Origin of the sequence: Candidatus Chloroploca sp. Khr17, from assembly GCF_004138165.1 — a bacterium.
Taxonomy (GTDB): Bacteria; Chloroflexota; Chloroflexia; order Chloroflexales; family Chloroflexaceae; genus Chloroploca.
The window spans coordinates 1-23,956 of sequence record NZ_RYFF01000003.1 but is presented as its reverse complement, the minus strand read 5'-3'; the positions used below and the strand labels follow the sequence as shown (position 1 = coordinate 23,956).

At 59.7% G+C, this 23,956-nt stretch carries 17 protein-coding genes and 1 tRNA gene; 7 read left to right on the top strand and 11 right to left on the bottom strand.

The genetic code is table 11. From position 1 onward, the window contains the following. Positions 1–301 precede the first annotated feature (301 nt). Positions 302–1,516, top strand: a complete 1,215-nt coding sequence (locus tag EKD05_RS02655; protein ID WP_129670772.1) for a radical SAM protein — start codon at positions 302–304, stop codon at positions 1,514–1,516. A gap of 25 nt (positions 1,517–1,541) precedes the next feature. Next, complete coding sequence (locus EKD05_RS02650) at positions 1,542–3,101, top strand: YdiU family protein (protein ID WP_129670771.1); 1,560 nt, start codon at positions 1,542–1,544, stop codon at positions 3,099–3,101. Positions 3,102–3,194: 93 nt separating this feature from the next. Here the strand turns inward: EKD05_RS02650 and EKD05_RS02645 are convergent, their stop codons facing one another. After that, positions 3,195–4,355 (bottom strand): RNA-guided endonuclease TnpB family protein, encoded by a 1,161-nt coding sequence (locus EKD05_RS02645; protein WP_129670770.1) that lies wholly within the window; start codon positions 4,353–4,355, stop codon positions 3,195–3,197. 175 nt (positions 4,356–4,530) lie between these two features. On the opposite strand from EKD05_RS02645, the gene EKD05_RS02640 reads away from it, so the two are divergent. After that, a complete protein-coding gene (locus tag EKD05_RS02640; RefSeq protein ID WP_129670769.1) occupies positions 4,531–6,054 on the top strand; it encodes a DUF512 domain-containing protein in 1,524 nt (507 codons plus the stop codon). A gap of 34 nt (positions 6,055–6,088) precedes the next feature. After that, the gene (locus EKD05_RS02635) at positions 6,089–7,804 is read left to right on the top strand and encodes an HD domain-containing phosphohydrolase (RefSeq protein ID WP_129670768.1); all 1,716 of its coding nucleotides are present in this window, start codon (positions 6,089–6,091) and stop codon (positions 7,802–7,804) included. Here the strand turns inward: EKD05_RS02635 and recJ are convergent. The 4 genes from recJ to EKD05_RS02615 form a co-directional block, all read right to left on the bottom strand. Further along, positions 7,779–9,485, bottom strand: coding sequence for a single-stranded-DNA-specific exonuclease RecJ (recJ, locus tag EKD05_RS02630; RefSeq protein ID WP_129670767.1), 1,707 nt, complete (start codon positions 9,483–9,485; stop codon positions 7,779–7,781). The genes EKD05_RS02635 and recJ overlap by 26 nt on opposite strands. 333 nt (positions 9,486–9,818) lie before the next feature. After that, positions 9,819–10,385, bottom strand: coding sequence for a dTDP-4-dehydrorhamnose 3,5-epimerase (rfbC, locus tag EKD05_RS02625; protein WP_129670766.1), 567 nt, complete (start codon positions 10,383–10,385; stop codon positions 9,819–9,821). Positions 10,386–10,509: 124 nt separating this feature from the next. Next, a tRNA-Ile gene (locus EKD05_RS02620) sits at positions 10,510–10,584 on the bottom strand. 177 nt (positions 10,585–10,761) lie between these two features. Then, positions 10,762–10,965 (bottom strand): hypothetical protein, encoded by a 204-nt coding sequence (locus EKD05_RS02615; RefSeq protein WP_129670765.1) that lies wholly within the window; start codon positions 10,963–10,965, stop codon positions 10,762–10,764. Between the two features lie 116 nt (positions 10,966–11,081). Here EKD05_RS02615 and EKD05_RS02610 point away from each other — a divergent pair, with 116 nt between their 5' ends. Further along, positions 11,082–14,555 (top strand): cyclic nucleotide-binding domain-containing protein, encoded by a 3,474-nt coding sequence (locus EKD05_RS02610; RefSeq protein ID WP_129670764.1) that lies wholly within the window; start codon positions 11,082–11,084, stop codon positions 14,553–14,555. 118 nt (positions 14,556–14,673) lie between these two features. On the opposite strand, the gene dnaG is transcribed toward EKD05_RS02610, so the two are convergent. The 4 genes from dnaG to EKD05_RS02590 are packed head-to-tail and all read right to left on the bottom strand — an operon-like array spanning position 14,674 to position 19,783. Then, complete coding sequence (gene dnaG / locus EKD05_RS02605) at positions 14,674–16,704, bottom strand: DNA primase (protein WP_129670763.1); 2,031 nt, start codon at positions 16,702–16,704, stop codon at positions 14,674–14,676. Next, entirely contained in the window at positions 16,691–18,259 is a 1,569-nt protein-coding gene (locus tag EKD05_RS02600; RefSeq protein ID WP_240695597.1) for an MFS transporter, read from the bottom strand. Before EKD05_RS02600 ends, dnaG begins: the two co-directional genes overlap by 14 nt. Further along, complete coding sequence (locus EKD05_RS02595; protein WP_240695596.1) at positions 18,256–18,975, bottom strand: LppX_LprAFG lipoprotein; 720 nt, start codon at positions 18,973–18,975, stop codon at positions 18,256–18,258. Before EKD05_RS02595 ends, EKD05_RS02600 begins: the two co-directional genes overlap by 4 nt. A 22-nt stretch (positions 18,976–18,997) precedes the next feature. Next, a complete protein-coding gene (locus tag EKD05_RS02590) occupies positions 18,998–19,783 on the bottom strand; it encodes a hypothetical protein (protein ID WP_129670762.1) in 786 nt (261 codons plus the stop codon). A gap of 335 nt (positions 19,784–20,118) precedes the next feature. On the opposite strand from EKD05_RS02590, the gene tyrS reads away from it, so the two are divergent. Beyond that, positions 20,119–21,291, top strand: coding sequence for a tyrosine--tRNA ligase (tyrS, locus tag EKD05_RS02585; RefSeq protein ID WP_129670761.1), 1,173 nt, complete (start codon positions 20,119–20,121; stop codon positions 21,289–21,291). Between the two features lie 23 nt (positions 21,292–21,314). After that, positions 21,315–22,772: an Asp-tRNA(Asn)/Glu-tRNA(Gln) amidotransferase subunit GatB gene (gene gatB / locus EKD05_RS02580; protein WP_129670760.1), complete on the top strand. Its 1,458-nt coding sequence runs from the start codon at positions 21,315–21,317 to the stop codon at positions 22,770–22,772. Between the two features lie 64 nt (positions 22,773–22,836). On the opposite strand, the gene EKD05_RS02575 is transcribed toward gatB, so the two are convergent. Then, positions 22,837–23,430 carry a hypothetical protein gene (locus EKD05_RS02575; protein ID WP_129670759.1) on the bottom strand — a complete coding sequence of 198 codons (594 nt, stop codon included), beginning with the start codon at positions 23,428–23,430 and terminating at the stop codon, positions 22,837–22,839. Positions 23,431–23,540: 110 nt separating this feature from the next. Then, positions 23,541–23,876 carry an FCD domain-containing protein gene (locus tag EKD05_RS02570; protein ID WP_165360552.1) on the bottom strand — a complete coding sequence of 112 codons (336 nt, stop codon included), beginning with the start codon at positions 23,874–23,876 and terminating at the stop codon, positions 23,541–23,543. Positions 23,877–23,956: the final 80 nt, after the last annotated feature.

Here is a 23,956-nt window from a genome sequence, read left to right as displayed (position 1 = left end):
CAGATATGCACCTTGGCCCGCTTCTACCATGAGGATAGGGTGTTTTTTGGCGCCAAGGCGCGAAGGTTGACCAGAAATAAAGCTTTGGCTCCTGACCCCTCCTTCTGCTGGCACAAGTGGAATATGAGCAGCAATACGTCGATATTTCCCCACGAGGCGGTTCACGACAAAGCGTTACGCCTCTGTGCCTTTGCGTCAAAAAACCGTCTTCTGTGAAAAGCATTGCTCCTTGGGAGGCACCACCTTGTTCAAGGTCGTGACACCGTGTACAATGAATGTGGGCCTACGCAGGGAGTTTCGTATGCAACCTTCGCTTACTGGTGCGCAGACAATCGTGACGCCCGACCAGCATGTGCTGTCACTCAATGTGCAACCGCATTTTTTTACGCTTGCCGATAACTTTACCCACCGCTATTCGTTCGATGGCGAAGGACGGCTGATCGGCGCGTTTCGCGAGGGGATCAATTATCGACGTGGCCTGCGGGGCGATGTGTTGCGCAAGCAGTCCCTGGCTCCCGGGCAGAAACTCCGCCATAGGCTGAATCAAGATGAACGGCAGACCTTTCTGCACGAGATGGTCACGCATATGAGCCATCTTGCTGGTCAACTTGAAGCCGCCCAGCAACCTGCGCTCAAGGATTGGCTCGAACGCATCCTCGCCTGGGATGTCCCTCGGCTTGAGGCTGAACGCAAACGCTTCGATGCGGTCTACAAGCCGATCTCTATTCTTCCGCCTGATCATTATCAGGCTGTGGTGGTACAGGCAACCGAAGGATGTAGCTGGAACCGTTGCACGTTCTGTACGCTGTACCACGACCGGCCTTTTCGGATCAAAGGGACTGATGAGTTATGTCAACACATTCATCAGGTGCAGGCCTTGCTCGGGCGTGGCATGGGGCTGCGCAATGCCATTTTCCTCGGTGATGCCAATGCGTTAATCATCCCCCAGCCCCGCCTGCGTGAGCTGCTTGAGGTGGTGCAGCGTGAATTTGCGTTAGGGGCGGGCAATGCGTTGCGTGGGATCTATGCGTTTCTCGATATTTTCGGGGCTGAACGCAAGTCGGTCGCCGATTATCGTGAACTGCGCGAGGCCCAAGTGCGCCGGATCTACCTGGGCCTCGAAACGGGCGACCCCGAGGTCTTTGGGTTGCTCAATAAGCCCGGTTCGCCCGCTGCTTGTGTTGAGGTGGTGCAGGCGATCAAGGCGGCGGGGATCAGTGTCGGAGTCATCCTGCTCGCGGGGGCCGGGGGCGAACGCCTCGCGGCGCAGCACGTCGCCAATTCGCTGAGCATCGTTGGCGCGATGGGCCTCGGCGAGGGCGATCTGGTCTATCTGTCGCCCCTCATGGTGCCCGATGATAGCCCCTATCTCGCTCAGTTGCGCGACGCGAACAGCCAACCCCTCGACGAACAGGCCATTGAAGTCCAGCTTGCCCACCTCAAGGCAGGGCTCAAAACCCGAGTTGATCCGGCTGCAAAAGTTGTTCTGTATCATCTATCGGAATTTATCTATTAGCAGATCTAGAAAAAGTCGTTCTTCTATGCAAAACTGGCGCTTTGACAATCGTTTTGTGACCGAGCTCCCCGGCGATCCCGAAGAGAGTCGGCATCCGCGGCAGGTTTTGAACGCCTGCTGGTCACCGGTGCTGCCCACACCCGTGGCCGAACCACGCTTGGTGGCCTACGCTGAGGAAGTTACCACGTTGCTCGATCTGAGCCACGAAGCGATCACGTCACCGGCCTTTGCCCAGGTCTTTGGGGGCAATGCGCTGGTCAGGGGGATGCAGCCGTATGCGGCCTGTTACGGTGGGCATCAGTTCGGCCACTGGGCCGGGCAATTGGGTGACGGGCGGGCAATTACGCTCGGCGAGGTGATCAACCGCGCTGGCGAACGCTGGGAATTGCAGCTCAAAGGGGCCGGACTCACGCCCTATTCGCGCACCGCCGATGGGCGGGCCGTGCTGCGCTCGTCGATCCGCGAGTTCCTCTGCAGTGAGGCGATGCACCACCTCGGGGTGCCGACAACCCGGGCGCTCAGCCTGGTCGCAACCGGCGAAGAGGTCATCCGCGATATGTTCTACGATGGACATGCCCGCCCCGAGCCGGGAGCGATTGTCTGTCGGGTTGCGCCTTCATTCATTCGTTTTGGCAATTTTGAGATCCTGGCGGCCCGTGGCGACCGCGATCTGTTGGCGCAACTCGTTGATTTCACGATCAACCGCGATTTTCCCGAACTTGAAGGCGATCCCGCGACGCTGCGGAGCCGCTGGTTTGAAGCGATCTGTGAGCGCACGGCGCACATGATCACGCATTGGATGCGGGTCGGCTTTGTGCATGGTGTGATGAATACCGATAATATGTCGATCCTCGGACTGACGATTGATTATGGGCCATATGGCTGGGTCGACAACTTTGATCCCGATTGGACGCCCAATACGACCGATGAGAGCGGGCGACGCTACCGCTTTGCCCATCAACCGCAGATTGCGCACTGGAACCTAGCCTGTCTCGCTGGGGCGCTTGCCAGTCTCTTTCCAGATCAGCAGACCTTGCAGGCCAGCCTGGATCGGTATGTTGTGGTCTTTTTGGCAGAACAGCGCACCATGACGGCGGCAAAATTTGGCTTCAAGAGCTTTGACGAGCAAGATCAGGCGCTCGTCAGCGAGGCGTATCGGCTGATGCAGATCGCTGAAGTAGATATGACCTGGTTCTTCCGCGGTCTGGCCGAACTCAACCCCGCCGCACCATCGCTTGCGCCCCTGCGTGAGGCCTTCTATCGTGATGACCTCTTCACCCGCCACGAGCAGAGCTTTGCCACCTGGATTCACCACTACGCGGCCCGTGTGCGCCGCGATCGCAGCGACCCCGCCGAGCGTCGAGCGCAGATGAACGCGGTCAATCCACGCACTGTTTTACGGAATTATCTGGCCCAACAGGCCATTGATCTTGCCGAAGAGGGCGACCCGAGTCGCATTCACGCCCTGCTCAACGCCCTCCGCAAACCATACGACGATCAGCCCGTCAGCGCCCCGTTCATCCAGAAACGCCCCGACTGGGCCCGCGAACGTGCCGGGTGCTCAATGCTTTCGTGTAGTTCGTAACCTCTGTGTCTGCTGAGGCCAACGGCCAGCTTCGCTGGCCGTTGGCCTCAGCAGACACGAGATGCCTGAGGGCCGCTGAAGGATGGTATAATGTCAGATACCCACCGCTAAAGCGGGTGGGCTTGTGCTCGCTCCTCCTACGGGTGTAGGCGCAGCACAATAGGCCGTCTGACGGACGGCCCTGGAAGCGATATTCACGGCAGCGTTCGTGTCGGCGGCAGCGGTATGGCCGCAAAGGAGACACCTGAAATGGGCTTGATCAACCCGGTTCGCTTTCTCGCAATGGCCGCACACGGCACAGGTGCGGCTGGTGTCGCGCGGGTCAACCGCCACCACCAGCACACCGGCCTGTGCCGCTTTGTAGCTCAGAAAGCTCCGAAGCTGACGAAAGGCCCAGGAATGGCGCGCACGGCGCTGCGCCCGTCGAACCGTAACCCGCTCGCGGATCTTCGTCAGATCCTCGACGGCGAGTGCCTTACGGGCCGTGCGTGCCTTCGCAACCAGCTTTTTGCTGATGCAGTGGTTGACATCTCGCTGAAAGCGCGCCTCACGGCGGGCCTGCTGCCTGAGCCGCCAGCGAGCGCGGCGGGTGTTCACGGTCTGGAGCCGCTGCCGATGCTGGAAACGCCGTTCCCGTACCCGCTGGACGGTCGCCCCGCTGTAGGTCTCACCCTCGCTATCGGCGGCAAGGTTGACGATCCCCAGGTCAACCCCCAGCAAGCCGGTCGGCTCGTCAGGCGTGGGGTTGAGCTTCGTCTGCGTGATGTGCAGGTAGAACGTGCCGTCGCGCTGCACCAGTTCCGCCCCGCCGATCTTCCAGCTCGTGTCGTACAGATGGCGACGTTGGAACTCGCCCAAGACAATCTGGCCCATCACCCGGCCCGTGAGCGTGTTCAGGCTGACCCTATCGAGGCTCATCAGGCGGTAGGTGCGAGCATCGTAACGGATCGAGCTATCTGGCCGGAAGGTCGGGCAGGTGTCGTGCCCGTTCGCCCGTGCCGCCCGAACCGCCTCAGCCGCCTTGTCCCTGGCGCAACAGGCCAGTTGCGCCCCCAGCCCGTAGTTGACGCGGGTGGGGCCGTAGACGATGTGGTGCAGCTTGTTCTTGTTGGTGATGCGCTCTGACCACGCAACCGAGGCGCAGTAGGTTGCCGCCGCGTTGAACGCTTCAGCCGTGGCCCGAATGGCGGTTACAGCAGCAGCGTCAAGCGACAGCTTACAGCATACGGTTCGTGTGGAGAGCGTCTGTATCATAGGACAAGTATACCACAATCCGAACACATGTGCAATCGGGCTAAAGCGGGGCGCTCCTCCCGGCGCTAAAGCTGCCGGGTTTCCGCGCCTAAAGGCAAGCTATCTATGAATCTACGCGTATAGTTAGCAGAGCCTCTGGGGGACGATTCATCAGAGGTTCTCGTATGTAGGTGCTGTGGAATATCAACCTGATCTCAAACAGATTACGGGCGAAGGTGGGGTCATTGCCTCGGTTGCGCCGGGTGGTCTCGGGGCAACGCTTGGACTCAAGCCTGGTGATACGCTGGTCGCGATCGGGCAACAACGCCTGCGCGATGTGATTGATTATCGGTTTGCCATCGCCGAAGAGTCGGTCACGTTGCGGGTACGCACTGTCGGTGGTGATGAACAGCTTTATCAACTCGCCAAAGATCCCGACGACGATCTTGGCATTGAATTTACCGAACCGCTCTTTGATCGTTTGCGTACATGCAATAATAAATGTCCCTTCTGCTTTTTGACCCAGATGCCCAAAGGGTTTCGCAAAACACTCTACCTCAAAGATGACGATTACCGCCTCTCGTTTCTCTACAATAATTTTGTCACCTTTACCAATCTGACCGAGGAGGATTGGCAACGCATCGGCGAACAGCGCCTTTCGCCGATGAATATTAGTGTTCACGCGACTGATCCCTTCTGGCGGGGCCTTATGCTTGGCAAGCGTGATGTGCCCGATGTGCGTGAGCAGATCCGCCGTCTCGGTGCCATGGGCATTGATGTTCACGCCCAGATCGTCGCCTGCCCGGGGGCCAATGATGGCGACGTCTTGCGGCAGAGCATCGAGGATCTGCTGGCCCTCCAGCCGATGGTCCAGTCGATTGCGGTTGTTCCGGTAGGCTTGACAAAGTATCGCTTTGACGGCAAACGCCCGAGCACGATCAAGGCGGCGATTCAGGTTCACGAGACGCCCGATTGGATCAATACGAACTGGGAAGCACAGCCCCTCTGGGAGGAGCAAAAGCCCCCGCAGGATCAACCCGTACAACCACTGCACAACCCCGAGATGGGGTTCTGCTCACGTCTCGGGGCGGCGACCGATATTCCGCTGCGTTGCTACACGGGCGAAGAGGCAGCAGCGGTGATCGACCTGATCGAGCCTATCGGCGCACGCTGCCGGACTGAAACCGGCTTTACCCTTGTCTATCCGAGTGATGAGTTCTATCTGCTGGCCGAACGGACGGTGCCCCCTGCCGAACAGTACGATGATATGCCTCAGTATTCGAATGGGGTCGGCATGGTACGCGACTTCCTCGACCTGTGGGCACGCGCTCGCCGCAAACTCCCTGCCCGCCTTGCCCAGCCAACCAGTCTGGCGCTCGTCTGTGGCACGCTGGCTGCGCCGCTGCTCGAACAGGTCGCCCAACGGCTCAGGAAGATTGAAGGGTTAACGATCCACGTCTTGCCGATCACCAATCACTTCTTTGGTGAAACCGTCACGGTCAGCGGGCTGCTGACCGCCCAGGATCTGATCCCGGTTCTCCGGGCAAGCGGCTGCACCCGTGCGCTGTTGCCACGGGTCATGTTCAACTATAGTGGTGAACGCACCATTGACGACTATACGCTGCACCAGATCACGGAAGCCTCGGGAGTCCCGGTCGCCCTCGCCGGTGATCCTGACGAACTGGTGCGCTATGTACGCGCCCTGGCCTATGATGTTTGAGGGCGGCAGCCCAAAGGGTAGAGGATACCGTATCATGCCAGAGCAACAGAAACGGATGGCATCAATCATTGATGTCATCCAACGCGCCAATCAAATCGCTGCTAGCACCGAATTAGACGCATTGCTCGATCAATTGCTCGATTTGCTGATCGAAATAACCGGTGCCGAAGCCGGTACCCTCTATTTATATGAAGAGGCCAGCCACGAACTCGTCTTTACGGTCGTCAAAGGCAATGAAGCGAGTCAGAAACTGATCGGCATGCGCATCAATGCCGACCGTGGGGTCGCAGGGTTGACTCTTCGCCAGGGTCAACCCCTTTTTATTGCCAATGTCGTTGATGATCCCCATTGGGATCGCGTGGTCGGCGAACTCGCAGGCATGGAATTGCGCACGATGTACTGCGTTCCTTTGATGCTACGAGGCGTCGCCGTCGGCGTGGTACAACTCTTCAACCTCTCCAACGACACATGCGACGACCCAGACGAGATCGCTTTGATCGACCTGATCTGCAACCGGCTGGTCACCGAAGTCGAAAAAGCTCGTTTGCTCACCGAGGCCCGCCAGCGCGAACGGCGGCAACACGCCCTCATCGAGATTATTTCACGCCTGACGACCACGCTCAACCGCGACGATCTGCTCAATCGGATCATGGAGTATGCGCGCGAACTGCTCAACATCGAGGCTGCTTCAATCTGGCTCTATGACGAGATTCAGAACGAACTGGTGCTCTATCTGGCGACGGGGGATCGACGGAGCGAAGTTGAGGCGAAGCGGATCCCAGCCGGCCAGGGCATCATTGGTCATGTCGTCGCGACCGGCGAAACCGTCGTGGTCAATGATGTCCATCATGACCAGCGCTTCTATCGCCAGTTTGATACTGAGAGTGGCTTTGTGACCCGTTCGATTCTCTGTGTTCCCCTCAGGGCACCCAAAATTGATGTTGGCGGGCAGCTTGGCATCCTAGAGGGGCGGATCATTGGTGGAGCCCAGGCGTTGAACCCGCGCCAGGGACGCACCTTCAATGCCGAAGATATTAGCCTCTTCGAGTCATTAGCCGGACAAGCCGCAACGATCATTCGTCTGGCCCAGCTCTATACCGATGTCGAGACGCTTTCGACGCGCATTATTGATGCAATTACCGGGGCCATTGACCTAAAAGATCCCTACACGCGGGGCCACAGTCAACGGGTCAGTGATTTCTCGGTGTCCATTGCGCAAGAGTTGGGGCTTGATCACGCCATGATCTATCGGGTACGCATTGCGAGCAAGTTGCACGATGTCGGCAAGATCCGGATCCCTGACCGTATTCTGAAGAAACGCGGCACGCTGACCGAGGCCGAATTCCGCCAGATGCGTCAACATCCGCTCTATGGCGTAGAATTTCTCAAAGACAATGGCTTGCTTGAACTAGAGCTACTGCGTGACGCCTGGCAGGCCCTAGCGCAGCACCACGAACGCCTGGATGGAGGTGGGTACCCATATGGGCTGAAAGATGATCAGATTTCACTGATCGGGCGCATCGTCGCTGTTGCTGATGTCTTTGACGCGATCACGAGCCACCGCACCTATCGCCCGGCGCGCTCGGTCGAAGAAGCGCTCGCCATTCTGCAACGCATTGCCGGCCGTGAATTGGATGAGGAGTGTGTTGCCGCGTTGCTGCGTGCCCGGTCACAGGGGGCGATTCTTACGCAGGACGAGCGCACAATGATGGCGAGGCTCACCCCTACGTCGCCCGACGGAAATCCTTGATCTTCAACTGCAAGCGGCGCTCGTTATTCCACTCGTCGTCCTCGAAGGTATAGGCGAGATCGAGCAATGGATGGCGGCGCACCGCCTCGGCAAGGTGGCCCAGGCGAAAAGCAATCGCCTCGTGGGTGGTATCACCCTTGCGGACCAGCAAACGCAGATGCTGCCCCCCTGCCCCACGGGTACGCGCATCAACAACCTCAACGCGGCTGCTCATCAACACCGGCATTGGATTAGCTTGACCAAAGGGTTCGAGCCGTTTCAGTTCCTCAAGCAGATCCCAGTCGAGCCTATTCAGTTCAACTTCGGCATCAATCAACAGCCGCGGCACCAGCATCGCATCGGTAAGGTGCTGTTCCGCAATCGCCAGCAACCGTGCTTCAAGTTCAGGCAGCCGCAGCGTGTGAATGGTAAAGCCAGCCGCAGCCGCGTGGCCTCCAAACCGCACAAACAGATCCTGGCACTGCGTGAGCGCATCAATGATACTGAAACCCGGCACCGAACGTGCCGAGCCACGAGACTCGCCTTCACCGCGTTCGATCAAGAGCACGGGACGCGCCCATTCTTCGACTAGGCGCGCCGCCACCAGGCCCAGCACCCCGGCGGGAAAATCCTCGTGCGCAAGCATCACCAACCGCCGCTGCGCGAGACCAGTTGCCTCGGCCAGCGCCTGCGCCTCGGCCTGGACACGTTTGGTCAAATCCTGTCGTTCACGGTTGGCTTGATTCAGCGCCTGGGCGAGCGTCGCGGCGATTGGCGCATCCTGGGCAAGCAAGAGGTCATACGCACGCACGGCATCATCGAGGCGGCCCGCCGCATTCAGACGCGGCCCCAGCGCAAACCCGATATCAGTTGCCGTCACCGCATTACGACGCAAACCCGCAAGCTCAATCAACGCCTTAAGGCCGGGCCGTTCGGAGGAATGGATCGCCTTAAGCCCCATCTTCACCAGGGTGCGGTTTTCGCCGTGCAATGGCCCCATATCTGCCACCGTGCCCAGGGCAACCACATCAAGCAGATCACGCCCGCGCAACCCGTTCAATGTCAACCCGCGCCGAACCAGTGCCTGCACCAGTTTGTAGGCAATGCCAACACCCACCAGATCTTTGTAGGGGTAGGCACAGCCAGCCTGTTTCGGATTGATCACGACGAGCGCGTCGGGCAAGATAGCATGGGGTTGATGGTGATCGGTAATGATCACATCGAGCCCAAGTCGCTTTGCTTCGGCAACCTCAACCACATTGCTGATGCCACAATCAACCGTGATCAAGAGTTGTACCCCGCGCGAAGCCAGTTCGTTGATGGCAAAAACATTGAGCCCATACCCCTCACGGGTACGATGGGGAATATAGGGCTGCACCTGTGCCCCCATTGCCGTCAAGGCCTGGATCAGCAAGGTGACCGCAGTGACACCATCAGTATCAAAATCACCATAGATCGCAATCTTTTCTTCATGCTGAATAGCATACAAGATGCGATCACATCCTTCAGCCATACCCTTCATCAAAAACGGATCATGCAGACCTACACGGTGATCGTCAGTCAGAAACGCAGCAATTGTTTCTGGAGTATGTTGCTGACGCTGATAGAGCAACGTCGCGAGCAACGGACTCAGCCCGGTAGCCCTGGTAAATTCGGAGGATGCAGGCGGCGCGAGCTCCCAACGTTTGCGACGTGCAGACATAAGCCTCTCTTTTGCGCAACAAAGCAGAAATGTAAGACTAGGAAATAGGAAAGAGCAAATAGGTAACAGCAAATAGGAAAGAGCAAATAGGAAAGAGCAAATAGGTAACAGCAAATAGGTAACAGCAAATAGGAAAGAGCAAATAGGTAACAGCAAATAGGAAAGAGCAAATAGGAAAGAGCAAATAGGAAAGAGCAAATAGGTAACAGCCGAACGCATCAGGACGTGATAGATGGCTAAGAATATTACAGTCGCCGGAAAGCTTGTCCAAGCGAGCCATGAGCCTAACGATCTACCGTTGCAGCGCCGGTGAGGATACGGATGGCATCATCTTCAAGGCTTATAGACAAAGGCCGGACGTTCGGAATAGGCAGCAATCGCTTGCGCCTGCTGATCGCGGAGCGAGACAATGGGGTCTGCAACCGGCCAGATAATGCTCAGGGCCGGATCGTCCCAACGCACGGCCCCCTCAGCGGCAGGTGCATAGTAGCCCGAGCACTTATATTGCACCTCTGCCACTGCCGACAAGGTAAGAAAGCCGTGCCCAAAGCCAACGGGAATGAAGAGTTGACGGGCATTCTGGTCACTCAATTCAGCTGCCACCCACCGCCCAAACGTTGGTGACCCGACCCGCAAATCAACGGCAACATCAAGAATCGTGCCCCGTGAACAGCGTACCAGCTTTGCCATCGGGGCCGTCAGATCTTGATAGTGCAAGCCCCGCAAGACCCCCTGACGCGACTGCGAATGGTTATCCTGAACAAAACTACATGTAATGCCCTCAGCCGCATAGAGATCGTGGCGATAGGTTTCAAGAAAGAACCCACGCTCATCGCGAAAGAGATCGGGCTCGACAATCAAGACTCCGTCCAGTTCAGTCTTTGTGATCCGAATAGCCATAATTGTTGAAGGGTAAACAAGGATAGAAGCTTAGTCTATTGTACCACACGCCTTGCTTGACAGTTCGCATATACAATACGCCGGAGAGAGACCAGGATAACTGGCATCTCCGGCGTATGCGGTGTGGTGGGCCGCCCCGGATTCGAACCGGGAACCAGTCGGTTATGAGCCGAGTGCTCTGCCGTTGAGCTAGCGGCCCCAGCAATGGGCCGCCCTATTATAGCGCAAACTCAGGTCGGTTGTAAATGCATGACGCAGGGCGATTCAGGGCGATGGCATCACACGAAACCGGATACAACAAGCTATCAGGGCACCCGCAACGGGTGCCCTGGCGGGGCGAATGAACGGAAGATGCAATTGCCCTGTGGGTAGCAGGCTAGGCGGCGAGAACCATGTTTTCGTGTGTTTCGAGCAGATCAAGGCCAAACTGCTCATTGAGGAAGTCGCCGAGGGCCTCGATATCAGGGAAGCTCACGACGGTTTCGTCGGCACCATCACGATACGCCAACCGCCAGATACATCCGAACCGCTCATCCTGCCAGACGCGAAACTCAGTCCGAAGGGTTAGCATCTGCTCCATGACTATCTCCTCTGCCGTACACTGACGATTCCAGACATAAGCCGCATCCTCGCATCAGGGGAGGGGGTTGCGCTTGCGTCATTGCATCATCGGCAATCCCGGCTTATCTGTTATGTATGACGTATAATCGAGATACATGGTTCTATGTCGTTGATGAGATCATGATGAGAATTATCTTTGCGCGCCGTCAACCACGTCCTCCCGGCGGAATCTGGGCCACGCTTGCGCAACGAGTTGCGTCGCACCAGCCACCCGAGCAGCCGTTCGCACGCCTGAGCAAGACGCTTGGCGCGGGGCCTGCGCCGTCTCCGCCTGCCCCAATCTGGCGTCTGCTTGAGCAACGCACGAATCTGGCGCAGGCTGTGCCTCGCCGTGCCGAGGCCGTGGTCGAGGAGGTGGTGACCGAAGAGGGGCAGACCTATCTCGTGTTGCGCAGTCCTTCGGGGAGCTACCTGCGCCTCTCGGCGGCTGAGGGTGAGCTCTGGCATGCGATGGATGGCACCCAATCGGTGACAGCCCTAGCGACGATGGGCTTTCTGCGGTTTCGTCAGCTTTTGCCGGTCGCCGGGCTCGTGGCGAGTCTACGTGAGGGCGGTTTTCTCGCTGAGCCTTGCGTTGGCGTCTACCGCAACCTGAGCGAGCAGCAACGTTCCCGTGGCCTCGGTGGTTGGGGCCGCCGCCTGACTAGCATGCTCCGTTCGCATGAAGTAGACATCGGGGGCATTGATCAGCTGGCGGGAGCACTCTATCGGTGGGGGGGCTGGTTCTGTTTTACCAAGCCCTTTCTGGTATTGCTGGCCCTGATTGTGATCGCTGGCTTGACGGCGTTTGGCCTGGTGGCGAGTGCGACGGTGCGCAGCTATCAACTCATTGACAGTGGCAACCTTGGGCTAAGCCTGCTGGCCTTCTGGGTGGCGCTCTTGTTTTCGTTCGTGTTGCACGAACTTGCGCATGCGGTCGCCGTCAAACATTTTGACCGCCACGTCTTGCGGGGCGGGGTAATGATCTACTATGGCATGCCAGCAGCGTTTGTGGATACCAGCGACATCTGGCTTGCAGGGAGGCGGGCGCGGATCATCGTGTCGCTTGCCGGGCCGCTGTGCGACCTGTTAGTTGGCTCGTTGGCCGCCATCGCGGCGGCGATGCTTGCCCAGGGCTTTGCAGGTGAAGCGGCCTATCGGCTTGCCGTCGCCAGCTATCTCGCCGCGCTCTGCAACCTCAATCCACTGCTCGAGCTCGATGGGTACTACATGCTGAGTGACTGGTTGCGCCTGCCCAATTTGCGTCGCCGTGCGCTGACGTTTATTCGCGGTCCGCTCTGGCAAAAACTGCGAACCCGTGCCCCGTTGACCAGTGATGAGCGGATCTTTGCCCTGTATGGGTTGCTGGCCGCAGCCTACACAACGATCGCGGTCCTGCTGACGTTCTTCTTCTGGAATAACCAGTTGCTTAGTCTGCTCGGCAATCTCTGGAACCAGGGTGGCTTGCCCGGACGAGTCGCAACCGTCTTGATCAGCGTGGTCGCAGTCGTACCCTTGATCCTGGGGTTGCTCATCGCGGCCTGGGGGCTCGTGACGGCAGCGGCGGCCTGGGTCAATCAGCGTGGCTATGGGCGCAACCCGATGATCGTCGCGTTGGCCTTCAGCGGGTTGGCGGGCGCACTTGCGCTGCTGACCCTGCGCTACGATGTCCACGTCGAGACGGGCCTGCTGACACCGATGCTCTGGAGCCTTGCGGTAGCTGCGCAGCTCGCCCTGCACGCCGATTATCGGGGGGCCACTATCACGCATGCCCTCGATGCGTTTCTCATCGTCAGCCTGATCGAACTCGTCGCGCAACTTGGCCTCTTCTTTGCGCCAACCCAGGTGCTCTTTTGGACAGCCCTGCAACATATTGGCTTCCTGCTCCTGCTCTTTGCCGGCTTTGTCGCCCTGCTCGATATTGATCTGCATCAGACACCAACCAGTGAACTCGCGCTCAGCGCCGTGCTCTTGATCGTCGCTTTTCTCGCGGGCGGACTCGCCATCCAAGGCATTCAAGAGGCGCAGCCGGCCCGTTCCTTCGTGCAACTTGTCATCCTGGCCGCCCCAATTTACACCAGCATCGTCGCCATGGCCCTGCTGCTCCCCCTGCTCACGGCGTTGCGTGACTCACGGCTGCTCTGGAGTTGGGGGTTGCTCTGGGTGGGCATTGGCATGCAAGCCTGGGCCTACCTGCTCGAACTGCGCGCCGCCGGCCAGTTGCAGGCAAGCGATCGGGCCGTGCTTGTGCTTGCTGCTGGCCTCTGGGCGGCAGCCTGGTGGAGCCACGTCGCCACCTTGCGGCAGAGTGGGGTACGGTTAGCATCCTGGCCGTTGATGAGTGCGCCCAGCGAACGTGAGCGACTGCAAGCGGCCTTTCACCACACCTACGCAGGCCTCTATCAACAACTGCGCAGCTATGGCGGCATGCGGCGCGCCCGCACACTCGACAACCGGATGGATGTGCTCGCCGCAACCGCCAACTGGGGCATGACCCTCGAACGTGACACCGTGCGCATCGGGATGGAACTGGCCGGCAGTCCGCTCGACACCCAGGGCATTCAGTATGCCGAAGCCTTGCGCTACACCGTCACCGAGATCGAGCGCTTGACCGGGGCCACCTTTGCACGGCAGGCGATCCGTGCCGCCTACGATGCCCTTCCCTGGACCGAGCGCGAAGTTGCGAACCGACGCTGCTTTCCCAACACTCCCTGGGCGCGCGAACTTTCACGCACCTTTGGCGACGCACGTGCAGCGCGGCTCCGCCTGCTCCGCCAGGTGGATCGTTTTGCCGCGTGTGACGACCGCGAACTCGAACGCCTCGCAAGCCTGCTCGAACCGCACCAGGTGACAGCGGGAACCGTCATCTGGACACCTGGCGCGAAACGAACGGGGCTCTGGATCATCGAAGCTGGCGAGATTCTGGTGAAAGAGGGAGCCCAGGTGATCGAGGAGTTGCATCGCAGCGAATATTTTGGTCACCAAGAGGATAACCCGATCGCCCCAGGTTGGCACTACCAGGCGAGTATCAACAGCGAACTCCTTTATCTCCACCCCACGGCGCTCGCCGACCTTGCCAGTAGCACGGGTCCACGCGTGACCGATGGCGATATTGCCGCACTGGTGATGCGCACGCTTGAACGCGCCCCCTTCTTTCACGACCTCCCCCGTGAAACACTGCGCAGCCTTGCCCGTGAGGCCCGCCATCTCAGCCTCGCGCCCCGCAGCATCGTCATTCGGCAAGGCCAACCGGGTGGGCAGATCTATGTCATTATCAAAGGCGAAATCGCTATTCTCCGGCGCGATCCACCGACAGCTGAAAACGCGGCAGGAGCGCCGCCAAACCGGCCCCGACTCATCGTTCGCCTCGGGCCCGACGAAATCTTTGGCGAACTCGAAATGCTGCGCAGCAGCCCACCCGTCGCCAGCGCGCTCGCGATCACCCCGGTCGAACTGGTCGCCATCCCACACCAAGCGGTCACGGCCCTGTTGACCATTGGTGGCAGCGCAACCTATCACCTCGAGCAGATCGGCAGCGGACGAATGCAAGCGCTTGGGCCATCCGCATGATGCCTTGGATCACTGAAGGTGGTTGTTTTGACGCAACGGCGCAAGGGCGCAAGGTTTGGACGCAACGGCGCAAGGGCGCAAGGTTTGGACGGAAGAAGAGGGGGCGCGAGCATTGCGCTCACTCTTTGCCGAGCGTGTCGCGCAGATCGGGGTAGGTGCTGCTGCGCCGAGGGGTGGTGGTGGTGGCGAGAAAGGCGGTCAGGGCGCTGAAGCGACCAAGCATGTCGTTATGCAAGCGTGGGTCTTGCTCGTCTTTGATGCGTTGCAAGAGGTGTTGCTGCATCCGGCGGGCCTGTTCGATGCGCAGGCTGCGGGCACAGTGCTCGGCTTCCTGGCGGTAGCGAAAGTCTTCGGCGGTGCGTTGATGCGCGGCGAGCAGTTCGCTCACGGTGCTGCGTAGCGCCTCATCGAGCCCGTCGATCCAGCGGGTCAGTTCATCGGCGTTCGTTGGCCTCCATTCGATTGGGAGGGTTACGTAGTGTCGCCAGATCTCTTTGTAGATCGGATTTTCAAGTAAATCTTCGATACCCGTGCCAAAGATGTCGCGCAGAGCCGGTTGGTGGAGGTTGCTAGCTTCGAGGAGCGCCTCGACTGCGGCTTCGACGGTGGGGTGGCGCAGGGCGAGCGTCAGCAGAAAGGCTTCGGTGGGGGAACCCGTGCGCCGCTGGGGTTGACGCCCCTCGCTCTCTTCGGCGCTTGTCGCAGGGTGCGGGGCATCGTCGGGCGGTGGGGTTGGGATGGTGCGCACCTGGATGCCGGGGCGCACGCGGTCGGACTGGCCTTTGCCAGTGGGACGCCGGTTGGTCGGACGGTCAACCTTGCCTTTGAGCAGATCGAGGATCAGCTCGGCCCTGATGCCGACCACCTGCTCGATGCGTGCAATGTAGACCCGTTGCTGCGTACCGTCAAGTTCTTTGAGCAAAGGCAAGAGCCGGTCGAGCGCCTGACGCTGAGCTTCGGGGCGCGTCAGGTCAAGCCCGGCGGTATACGCGCTCAGGTAGAATTCCATCACCGGCACGGCACTGGTGACGAGATTTTGCCAGAGTTCGGGGTCGCTACGGATCACCTCATCGGGGTCGCGGCCCTCGGGCATGCGAATAATGCGCAGGGCGACATCGCTTTCGAGGCGCACCGCGCCCTGCGCCGTCGTCACCAGATGGCCGCCCTCTTCGTCGGCACTCTCGCGGAGCGTCGTGAGGCCTTTGAGGGTGGCGCGCTGCCCGGCGGCGTCAGCGTCGAGGGCCAGATAGACCTGGTGCGAGAGGCGCTTGAGCAGACCGACATGACTACGGGTCAGAGCCGTGCCCAGCGGGGCCACGACATTGCGAAAGCCGTGCTGATGCGCCGTGATCACATCAATATAGCCCTCGACCACCACCGTGCAATCGGCGACGCGGATCGCCTCGCGGGCAAGATCAAGGCCATAGAGCAGTTCGCCCTTTTTGTAGATCAGCGTTTCGGGGGTATTCAAGTATTTGGGGGTACCATCGCCGAGGGCGCGCCCGCCAAAGCCCACCACTTCGCCTTTGGCGTTGCGGATAGGGAAGATCAGCCGCCCGCGAAACCGATCATAATAGCCCCGATTTTCGTGATGGATCGCCAGACCTGCCGCTTCGACATCCTCAGGCGCATAGCCCTTCTTCTCGGTCAAATAGGTGAAGAGATGGCCCCAGTCATCGAGGCTATACCCAAGTTGAAACGCTTCAACCATGGCATCGTTGATCGCGCGGTGCGCTACATAGTCCCGTGCCGGTTCGCCGCGTTTTAACTCGCGCAAGACATAGTTGAAATACTTGGCGGCGGCGGCATTGATCTCGAGCAACTTGGTGCGCCGGGCATCCTCGGCCTGCGCCTGTTCGGTGCGCGGCTTCAACTTGACACCCGCGCGTGCCGCCAATTGTGCGAGGGCCGTTGGGAAATCGAGGCCCTGCTTGCGCATCAGGAAATCGAAGGCCGTGCCAGAAGCCTGGCACCCGAAACAATAGAAACTCTGGCTATCGGGAAAGACCGTAAAGGCTGGCGTGCGCGAATTGGGGTGAAACGGACAAAACCCGACGTAGTTGCGTCCCGCCTTGCGCAGACTCACCCCATTGCTGTTGATCAGTTCAACCAGATCGATTTTGTCGCGGATCTCATCAAGCTCGTTCATCGCGCCCCCGCTGCGAACGTGACGGCTGCATCAAGCCTGCGCTTATGAGCGCGATACCCAGGGCCACGACCCCAAAGAGAAAGGTTTCGCCGATAACCTGGGCGGCAATCTCCATCAAAAAGAGAGCCGGATCGCTACTCACCAGCGGATTATCGGCCCCGGCGCGCCGGAGCGCATCCTGGCGCTGCACCCCCCAGAGCGTCAGCATGGCGACACCCACGGTCATACCAACAAGGCGCAGGGCAATGACAACGGCCGAGACAGCACCGCGGCGGTCTTCGGCGGCGGCACGAATAACGGCGTCGGCAGCGGGGGCAATGACGAGGCCAAGCCCAAGACCAGCAAGCATCAAATGTACTGCCATGGTAGCATAGGTCTCAGTTGCACTCCAACGACTCATCAAGCCAAACCCGAGCATGGTCAGGGCGAGGCCGATGAGCGCAACGGGACGATCGCCAAAACGACCGGCGGCGAGACCACCGGGGAAGGCTGCTGCGGCCATCGTCAGGGTCAGCGCCGACAGCATCCAGCCGGCATCCCAGGCCGCCTGACGCAGAATAGCGGGATCAGTCGGGGCCGCCAGCAAGAGGCGCGTATTAATAAAAAGCGGGACATTTGTGATCGCCAACGCGATCGAAAAACCGATCATAACATTGATCACCGAAGCGGTGGCGGCCCCACGGTCACGAAAAAGGGCAAGATCGAGCAACGGATCGCGGGCGCGCTGCTGCCAGACGACAAAGGCGGCCAGCAACACAAAGGCCAACAGCACGAGCGGAAGGGCATACGGTGGCGGCCCGAGGCGCTCGCCATAGAAATCGGTCGCCCCCAACTCGGCCCCTGCCGAGAGACCAAGGTTGAGCGCCGTGAGGCTCGCGCTGATCAAGAGCGTCCCGAGCCAATCGAAGCTGCCGGTAGCCCGTTGTTGGGGCACGTTGCGCAACGCCCACCAGGTCAGACCCAGCGCAACGAGGCCAATAGGCAGATTGATCCAGAAGAGCAAGCGCCAATCATCGAAGAGGCGCATGAGCACCCCGCCATAGAGGTGCCCAACCATCCAGCCGGCGGTGTCAACAGCCCCGATAAAGCCGAGCGCGGCGGCCCGCGCCCCGGGCGGAAAAATATCGCTGACGAGCGCCATGCTCACCGGCACCATCGCGCCCGCGCCGAGGGCCTGCACGATGCGCCCGGTGATTAGCACCGTCAGCGTTGGCGCAGACGCAACGATCACCGAACCAACGAGAAAGACAACGAGCGAAACCAGATAGACCTGACGGCGGCCAAGCAGATCCGACAGGCGGCCCATAAACGTCATGCTGATCGTATAGGCGAGCAGATAGCCACTGACCACCCAGGCCGCGCGATTAAGCTCGGTATCGAGCGAGACGCGCAGATCGAGCATGATCTTGGGCAGCACCGCACTGACCACCGTCAGATCGACGGCACCCACAAAGATCGCCAGCGAAAGCAACGCCAGCGTGAGGCGTGGATCAACGCCAGGGCGTGGTGACGCCGGGGCAGTGTCTGAGGCTTCTGCAATCTGCAAGCGCATCATGGACACTGCACCGGCGCGCGGACATCAACGGCCTTGCCATAATCGCTGAAGTCAACCGTCCACGTCGTCGGATTTTCCGGATCAGTCGCGGTATCAACCAGGATCAACCGGGTTGCCAGCATCGTCGCCTGGTCAGCCCAGAGGTCAACGGCCACCGAACCAGCGCCGAGCAGACCAAGACTAATCGCCTGCAACTGCGCCCCGTCCATCGTGCCGCGCAGATGGTAATGGGGGCGACCGTCAAGATCCTCGATACCAACAAGAGTCACCTCATCAAAACCCTCTTGCAGCAGATACTCAATGCCGCGATCGGGCGCAAAGAGCACAGCCGGATCAAAGGCAGTCCCCTCGGCAAGACAAGTCCACTGACGCGTCAAGGGATTGGTCAGATACTGCTGACCCTCAAACGAGACCGTACGCAACTCGGCGATGGCACCGCCGAGCGTGACGCTGAGCACCGCCAGCACCGCATCAGGGCGCAGCAGATCGCCCTCCATCGAATTGAGCACCGTCAGACCCGTCGCATCAATCGCCACCGGGCGACCACTGAGGGCAATTCGAAAATGGACACTCTGGCTGGCCTGGGTTGCCTGACCAACGGCGGTACTAAGTTCACGCGGCGTCGGGGTTGGCGTCGGGGGCGGGCCGGATGGCCCGCCACAGGCACTCAGCAGAGCGATGGCAAACAGAGCAGCAACGATGCGGTGGAGCAACACAACAAACCTCCTAAGAAACTACCTATTGCAGCCCACTCAGATCGAGTGACGCAAAGACAGCATCTACAGCCGCAGGATCCCAGAGCTCGCGAGTCGCGATGCCAATGACGGTCACAATGCGAGCATCATCGATTCTAGCGATCCCGAGGCGCACAAAGACCTCCTCATTAGCATCGGGCACAGAACCGGTGATATTGACGGCACGTCCAGGCAGGCCACCGATGCTTACATTTTCCACATCACTTACCGTCACAGTCGGATCTTCTTGAACCATCTGATTCTGAAATGAACCAAGGAGATCATCGAGGCTCGCATCGGGGGGCACGGCAGCATCTTCAAAGACAACCGAAGAGTCGCCAACATTGACAGCAAGAACGTTCTCATCAGGGCCTTCCATCGGATCGGTACCTTCGGGCACCATCATCACCGCGCCAGTACCCTCAAAAGCAACATTCATCAAGACTGACCAACCCTCAGGAACGACCAAGGAATAGCCGAGTTGATTCGTTACGGTCTCACCGGCCCCAACGCCACCACCGAGGAGGGCGCTCAGATCAATTTCAGGGGTTGCGGCATCGCCAGGAACTGACGGAGCAGCCTCGGGCGCACCTGTTTCAGCAGGCGTTTCAGCGATAGGCTCAGCCGTCGGCTCAACCGTTGGGGCAGGCAGAACCGCAGTTGGTTCAGGCACGGACGTAGCTGGTGCGGGAGGCACCTCGGTCGCGGGACTGGCAGTGGGTGTACCGCCGCAACCACTGAGCGCCACGAGGAGCACGAGGGTGAAGAGGGCCAGAAAACGTCGAAACATGAGACTTTCCGTTCTTTGCTCGTTCTGGTGGCAGAGCGCGCAACCAAGACGAGCGCTAGTGCGTGGCCTAGTACCAAAAGGTGGTTCTTTTGGCGCAAAGGCGCACAGGCTTTCGCGTAGGTGCGCTAACGCTTCGCGCCTTTGCGTGAGCTTAGCGGGCGGGCCGCCCGCGCTCCCGGGTCTGTACCTAGGCGCATGGTGTCAACGTCGCGAAACGGCAGAGGCGGATGCGTCGCCCCTGCTGAGATTGTAGCACAGGCCAGTGCTAGATGATCAGCTTTTTGGTGTACAATACCCCCTGCGAGAACGCTTGCTTATGATGAATAGAGAGACAGATGGAGCCGAATGATCTCTTGTCGCGCGGGGTAGCCGAGGTGATTGTCGAGGCAGAGTTGCGCCAGCGCCTGGCTGCGGGCAAGCCGTTGCGCTTGAAACAGGGCTTTGATCCGACCAAACCCGATATGCATATTGGTCACGCGGTGGGCCTACGCAAGTTGCGGATGTTCCAGGATCTTGGGCATCAGGTCGTCCTGATTGTTGGCGACTGGACAGCGCAGATTGGCGATCCGTCAGGCCGCGACGAAGCCCGCACGCGCCTGACCGCCGATGAGGTACGGCAGAATGCCGAGACCTATATGGAGCAGTTCTTTCGCGTGGTCGATCGCCAACGCACCGAGGTACGCTGGCAGAGCGAGTGGTTTGGCACCTTCACGCTTGAGCAGGCGCTTGACCTGACCGGGCGCTTTACCCTTGCCCAGATGCTGGCCCACGAGACGTTCCGCAAACGGTATGATTCCGGAAGCCCCCTGACCATCCTTGAGTTGATGTACCCGATGTTGCAGGCCTATGATTCAGTCGCGATCAACGCCGATGTTGAATTTGGCGGCACCGATCAGAAGTTCAATATCCTGGCTGGTCGCGAATTGATGGGGCAACTCGGCATGACACCGCAACAGGTCTTGCTCGTCCCCTTGATCCCCGGCACCGACGGGCGCAAGATGAGCAAGACGTTCCTCAATACGGTTGATATTCGGATGCCCCCGAACGAAATGTTTGGCCGCATTATGTCAATGAGTGATGAAGTCTTGCCACTCTATTTTGAAGTTTTGAGCCACCGCCCGATGAGCGAGGTCGCCACGATTCGGCAGAGTCTGGTCGAAGGCAGCGTCAACCCACGCGACCTCAAGCTGAGCCTGGCCCGCGAAGTGGTGGCGCAGTTCCACAGCCCAACTGACGGGCAGGCGGCGGAAGAGGCGTTCATTCGTCAGTTTGTCAACCGCGAACTGCCCGAAGTGATCCCCGAGCACCAGCTTGACGCACCGGTGACCATCATTGAAGTGATGGTCGCCGCCGGGCTCGCTGCGTCCAAGAGTGAAGCGCGGCGCCTCATTGACGGTGGCGGGGTCAAACTTGATGGCGAGCGCGTCACCAGCTATGAACAGACTGTGAGCCCTGGGGCCAACGTCGTCATTCAGGTTGGTCGCCGCAAATTTATCCGCATCATCTGAGGCTACGTTCAAACGAGGAGCCTATGCCCACCTATCTTGTCACGATCGGCCTGGAGATCCATGCCCACATCAAGACAGCCTCAAAAATGTTTGACGGCTGCCCATCAGATTACGCCGGGGCCGAACCAAATACCTACGTCTCGGCAGTGAGTCTCGGCTTGCCGGGAACCCTGCCGGTCGTCAATCAGCGTGCGGTGGAAATGGCCGCGTTGAGTGGCCTGGCGCTCAACTGCACCATCAACGAACGGTCGGTCTTCAGTCGCAAATCATACCCGTACCCCGATCTTCCCAAAGGGTATCAGATCTCACAGTACGACCAGCCACTCTGTTCCGAAGGTTCGCTGACGATTCGACGGAGCGACGGCGCAGAGAAGCGGATCGGCATCGAGCGGATTCACATCGAAGAGGACACCGGGCGGCTCTTGCATGCCGACGAGGGCGGCTCGCTGATCGACTACAACCGCAGCGGCGTGCCCTTGATGGAGATCGTGAGTCATCCAGACATGACCACCCCGGAGGAAGCGCGGCTCTATTTTGAGAAGATCCGGCAGATCCTGGTCTGGATCGGCGTCAACAGCGGCAACCTGGAGGAAGGCGCGTTGCGGTGTGACGCCAACGTGAGCGTGCGCCCGGAAGGGCAAGCGGCCTACGGCGCGAAAGTCGAAATCAAGAACATCAACTCGTTCCGCTTTGTCGAACGTGCGCTGGCGTACGAAATCGAGCGCCAGACAGCGGTGCTCGAAGCGGGCGGCACGCTCATGCAAGAGACCCGGGGCTGGGATGAATTCAAAGGGGAGACCGTTGGTCAGCGGTCGAAAGAATTTGCCCACGACTACCGTTACTTTCCCGAACCCGACATCCCACCGTTGGAACTAGATGCAGCCTGGATCGCCGCACGCCGCGAGGAACTGCCTGAACTGCCTGACGCCCGGCGCGAGCGGTTCGAAAGCGCATACGGGCTCAGCCCACAAGACGCCGATCTGCTCACGCTCGAGCGATCGATTGCCGACTACTACGAAGCGGCAGTTGCGGCAGCAGAAGCGAGTGGCGGCAGCCCAAAAGACGTCGCCAACTGGGTCTTAAACGAAGGCTTCCGGCTCTTGAAAGAGCGTGGCGAAGCGTCGACGCGGCTCAGCGAACGCATGCCCGTGAGTCACATTGCCGCAGTCATCGAACTGATTGCCAACGGCACGATCACACGCAGCGTCGCCAAGCAAGTCTTTGAACTCAGCTTTGACACTGGCGCAGCACCGGCGCAGATCGTCGTCGAGCGCGGGCTGACGCAGATCAGCGACAGCGACGCATTGCTGAGCATTGTGCGCGACGTACTCGCCGACAGCAAAGCAAGCAAAGCGATCGCCGAATACCGTGGGGGCAAAACGAGCGCGGCGCAGTTTTTGGTTGGCATGGTGATGAAAGCGACGCGCGGGCAGGCGAACCCGCAGCAGGTACGTACGTTGCTTGAGCAAGAACTCGGGTAAAGGATGGCGCACGCGGCTGGCTCTGGCAGCCGCGCGCGGCATAGGCCTGGGGAAAGGGTGGGGGCTACGCCGGCTGGCGTGACAGTCGCAGCATATGGGCAAGCTTCATGGCTACGATCACGCCGCTTGTCGCTAGTTGCAAACCGGCAAAGATCATAATCGCCATGTCCGGTTGGATAAGCGTGTAGAGACCCCAGACGAGCCCATCGGCCATCGAGAGAAGCCAGGTACCAAGCGATACATCGGCGAGATTGCCTTCACGCGAGGCGACCCACAGCTGAGGTACATTCGCAGCGAGCACGCTAACGGGAAGGATCATGCCGAGCCCGGTCGTCCCTCCCAACCCAGCGGCGAGAAGCAGAACGACGAGCCAGACGGGTGCGATAGCGAACTCGCGAACCCGACGTCCAAAGCGGAGGGCCAACACCGTAATGATCGCAAAGACAACGCCGGAGGCCCCTGTAGCGAGGCTGACATAGAACTGATTGGTCCACAACCCATAAGTAGCCCAGCCGAAGCTTACAAGAGAACTAGTGGCAGCCGTGTCGACGGAGACCCCGTAGGCATGGCGGGTGCGTAGCAGCAGGACAAGTTGTGGCATTGCGCGAACCAGGCCGATGAGCGTTCCTAAGGCACCGAGGATGGCGAGACTTGTCATAGGATGCGGTACACTTTCTGGATAGAACTGCGATCACGTACGTAGGACACAGGAACATTGGTACGTGAAGCGTCGGGAGACCGGAGCGGCTTACACGTGGGCGCCAAGGTTCAGCGCTGAATCGGCAGAACCAGGCGGATAGCCCGGTCGCAGGAAGCGCGCAGGTGTCGCTCCATCGCCTGTGCGGCCCCGTCACCATCACGATCGTTAATCCGCGCAACAACGGCGCGGTGCTCATGCTCGGCCTCTGCGATCCACCCCGCCGAGCGTGGGAGCAGCACGCGGATCCGATACATCTGGTCGTCTAATGTTGCCAGAATTGACCCGAGGCGCAGATTCTGGGTCGCCATGATGATACGCTTGTGGAAGCGGACATCCGCCGCAAGGAGCGCAGTGACGAGATCTTCGGGCGCATCGTGCGCACTGACCGCAAGCTCCTGCTCCAACGCCGGAATGTGTCAAGCACCTTTGGACACGAGTCTTGGTCAAATGCGGTGCATACGTGCCACCAGCGTCACGCCATCCG

Excerpts from the sequence above, each read along its gene's own strand:
- EKD05_RS02600 (WP_240695597.1), bottom strand. The coding sequence starts at position 18,259 with ATGATGCGCTTGCAGATTGCAGAAGCCTCAGACACTGCCCCGGCGTCA.
- EKD05_RS02590 (WP_129670762.1), bottom strand. The coding sequence starts at position 19,783 with ATGTTTCGACGTTTTCTGGCCCTCTTCACCCTCGTGCTCCTCGTGGCG.
- tyrS (WP_129670761.1), top strand. The coding sequence starts at position 20,119 with ATGGAGCCGAATGATCTCTTGTCGCGCGGGGTAGCCGAGGTGATTGTC.
- recJ (WP_129670767.1), bottom strand. The coding sequence starts at position 9,485 with ATGTCTGCACGTCGCAAACGTTGGGAGCTCGCGCCGCCTGCATCCTCC.
- rfbC (WP_129670766.1), bottom strand. The coding sequence starts at position 10,385 with ATGGCTATTCGGATCACAAAGACTGAACTGGACGGAGTCTTGATTGTC.
- EKD05_RS02615 (WP_129670765.1), bottom strand. The coding sequence starts at position 10,965 with ATGGAGCAGATGCTAACCCTTCGGACTGAGTTTCGCGTCTGGCAGGAT.
- EKD05_RS02650 (WP_129670771.1), top strand. The coding sequence starts at position 1,542 with ATGCAAAACTGGCGCTTTGACAATCGTTTTGTGACCGAGCTCCCCGGC.
- EKD05_RS02610 (WP_129670764.1), top strand. The coding sequence starts at position 11,082 with ATGACGTATAATCGAGATACATGGTTCTATGTCGTTGATGAGATCATG.
- EKD05_RS02575 (WP_129670759.1), bottom strand. The coding sequence starts at position 23,430 with ATGACAAGTCTCGCCATCCTCGGTGCCTTAGGAACGCTCATCGGCCTG.
- EKD05_RS02645 (WP_129670770.1), bottom strand. The coding sequence starts at position 4,355 with ATGATACAGACGCTCTCCACACGAACCGTATGCTGTAAGCTGTCGCTT.
- gatB (WP_129670760.1), top strand. The coding sequence starts at position 21,315 with ATGCCCACCTATCTTGTCACGATCGGCCTGGAGATCCATGCCCACATC.
- EKD05_RS02635 (WP_129670768.1), top strand. The coding sequence starts at position 6,089 with ATGCCAGAGCAACAGAAACGGATGGCATCAATCATTGATGTCATCCAA.
- EKD05_RS02655 (WP_129670772.1), top strand. The coding sequence starts at position 302 with ATGCAACCTTCGCTTACTGGTGCGCAGACAATCGTGACGCCCGACCAG.
- dnaG (WP_129670763.1), bottom strand. The coding sequence starts at position 16,704 with ATGAACGAGCTTGATGAGATCCGCGACAAAATCGATCTGGTTGAACTG.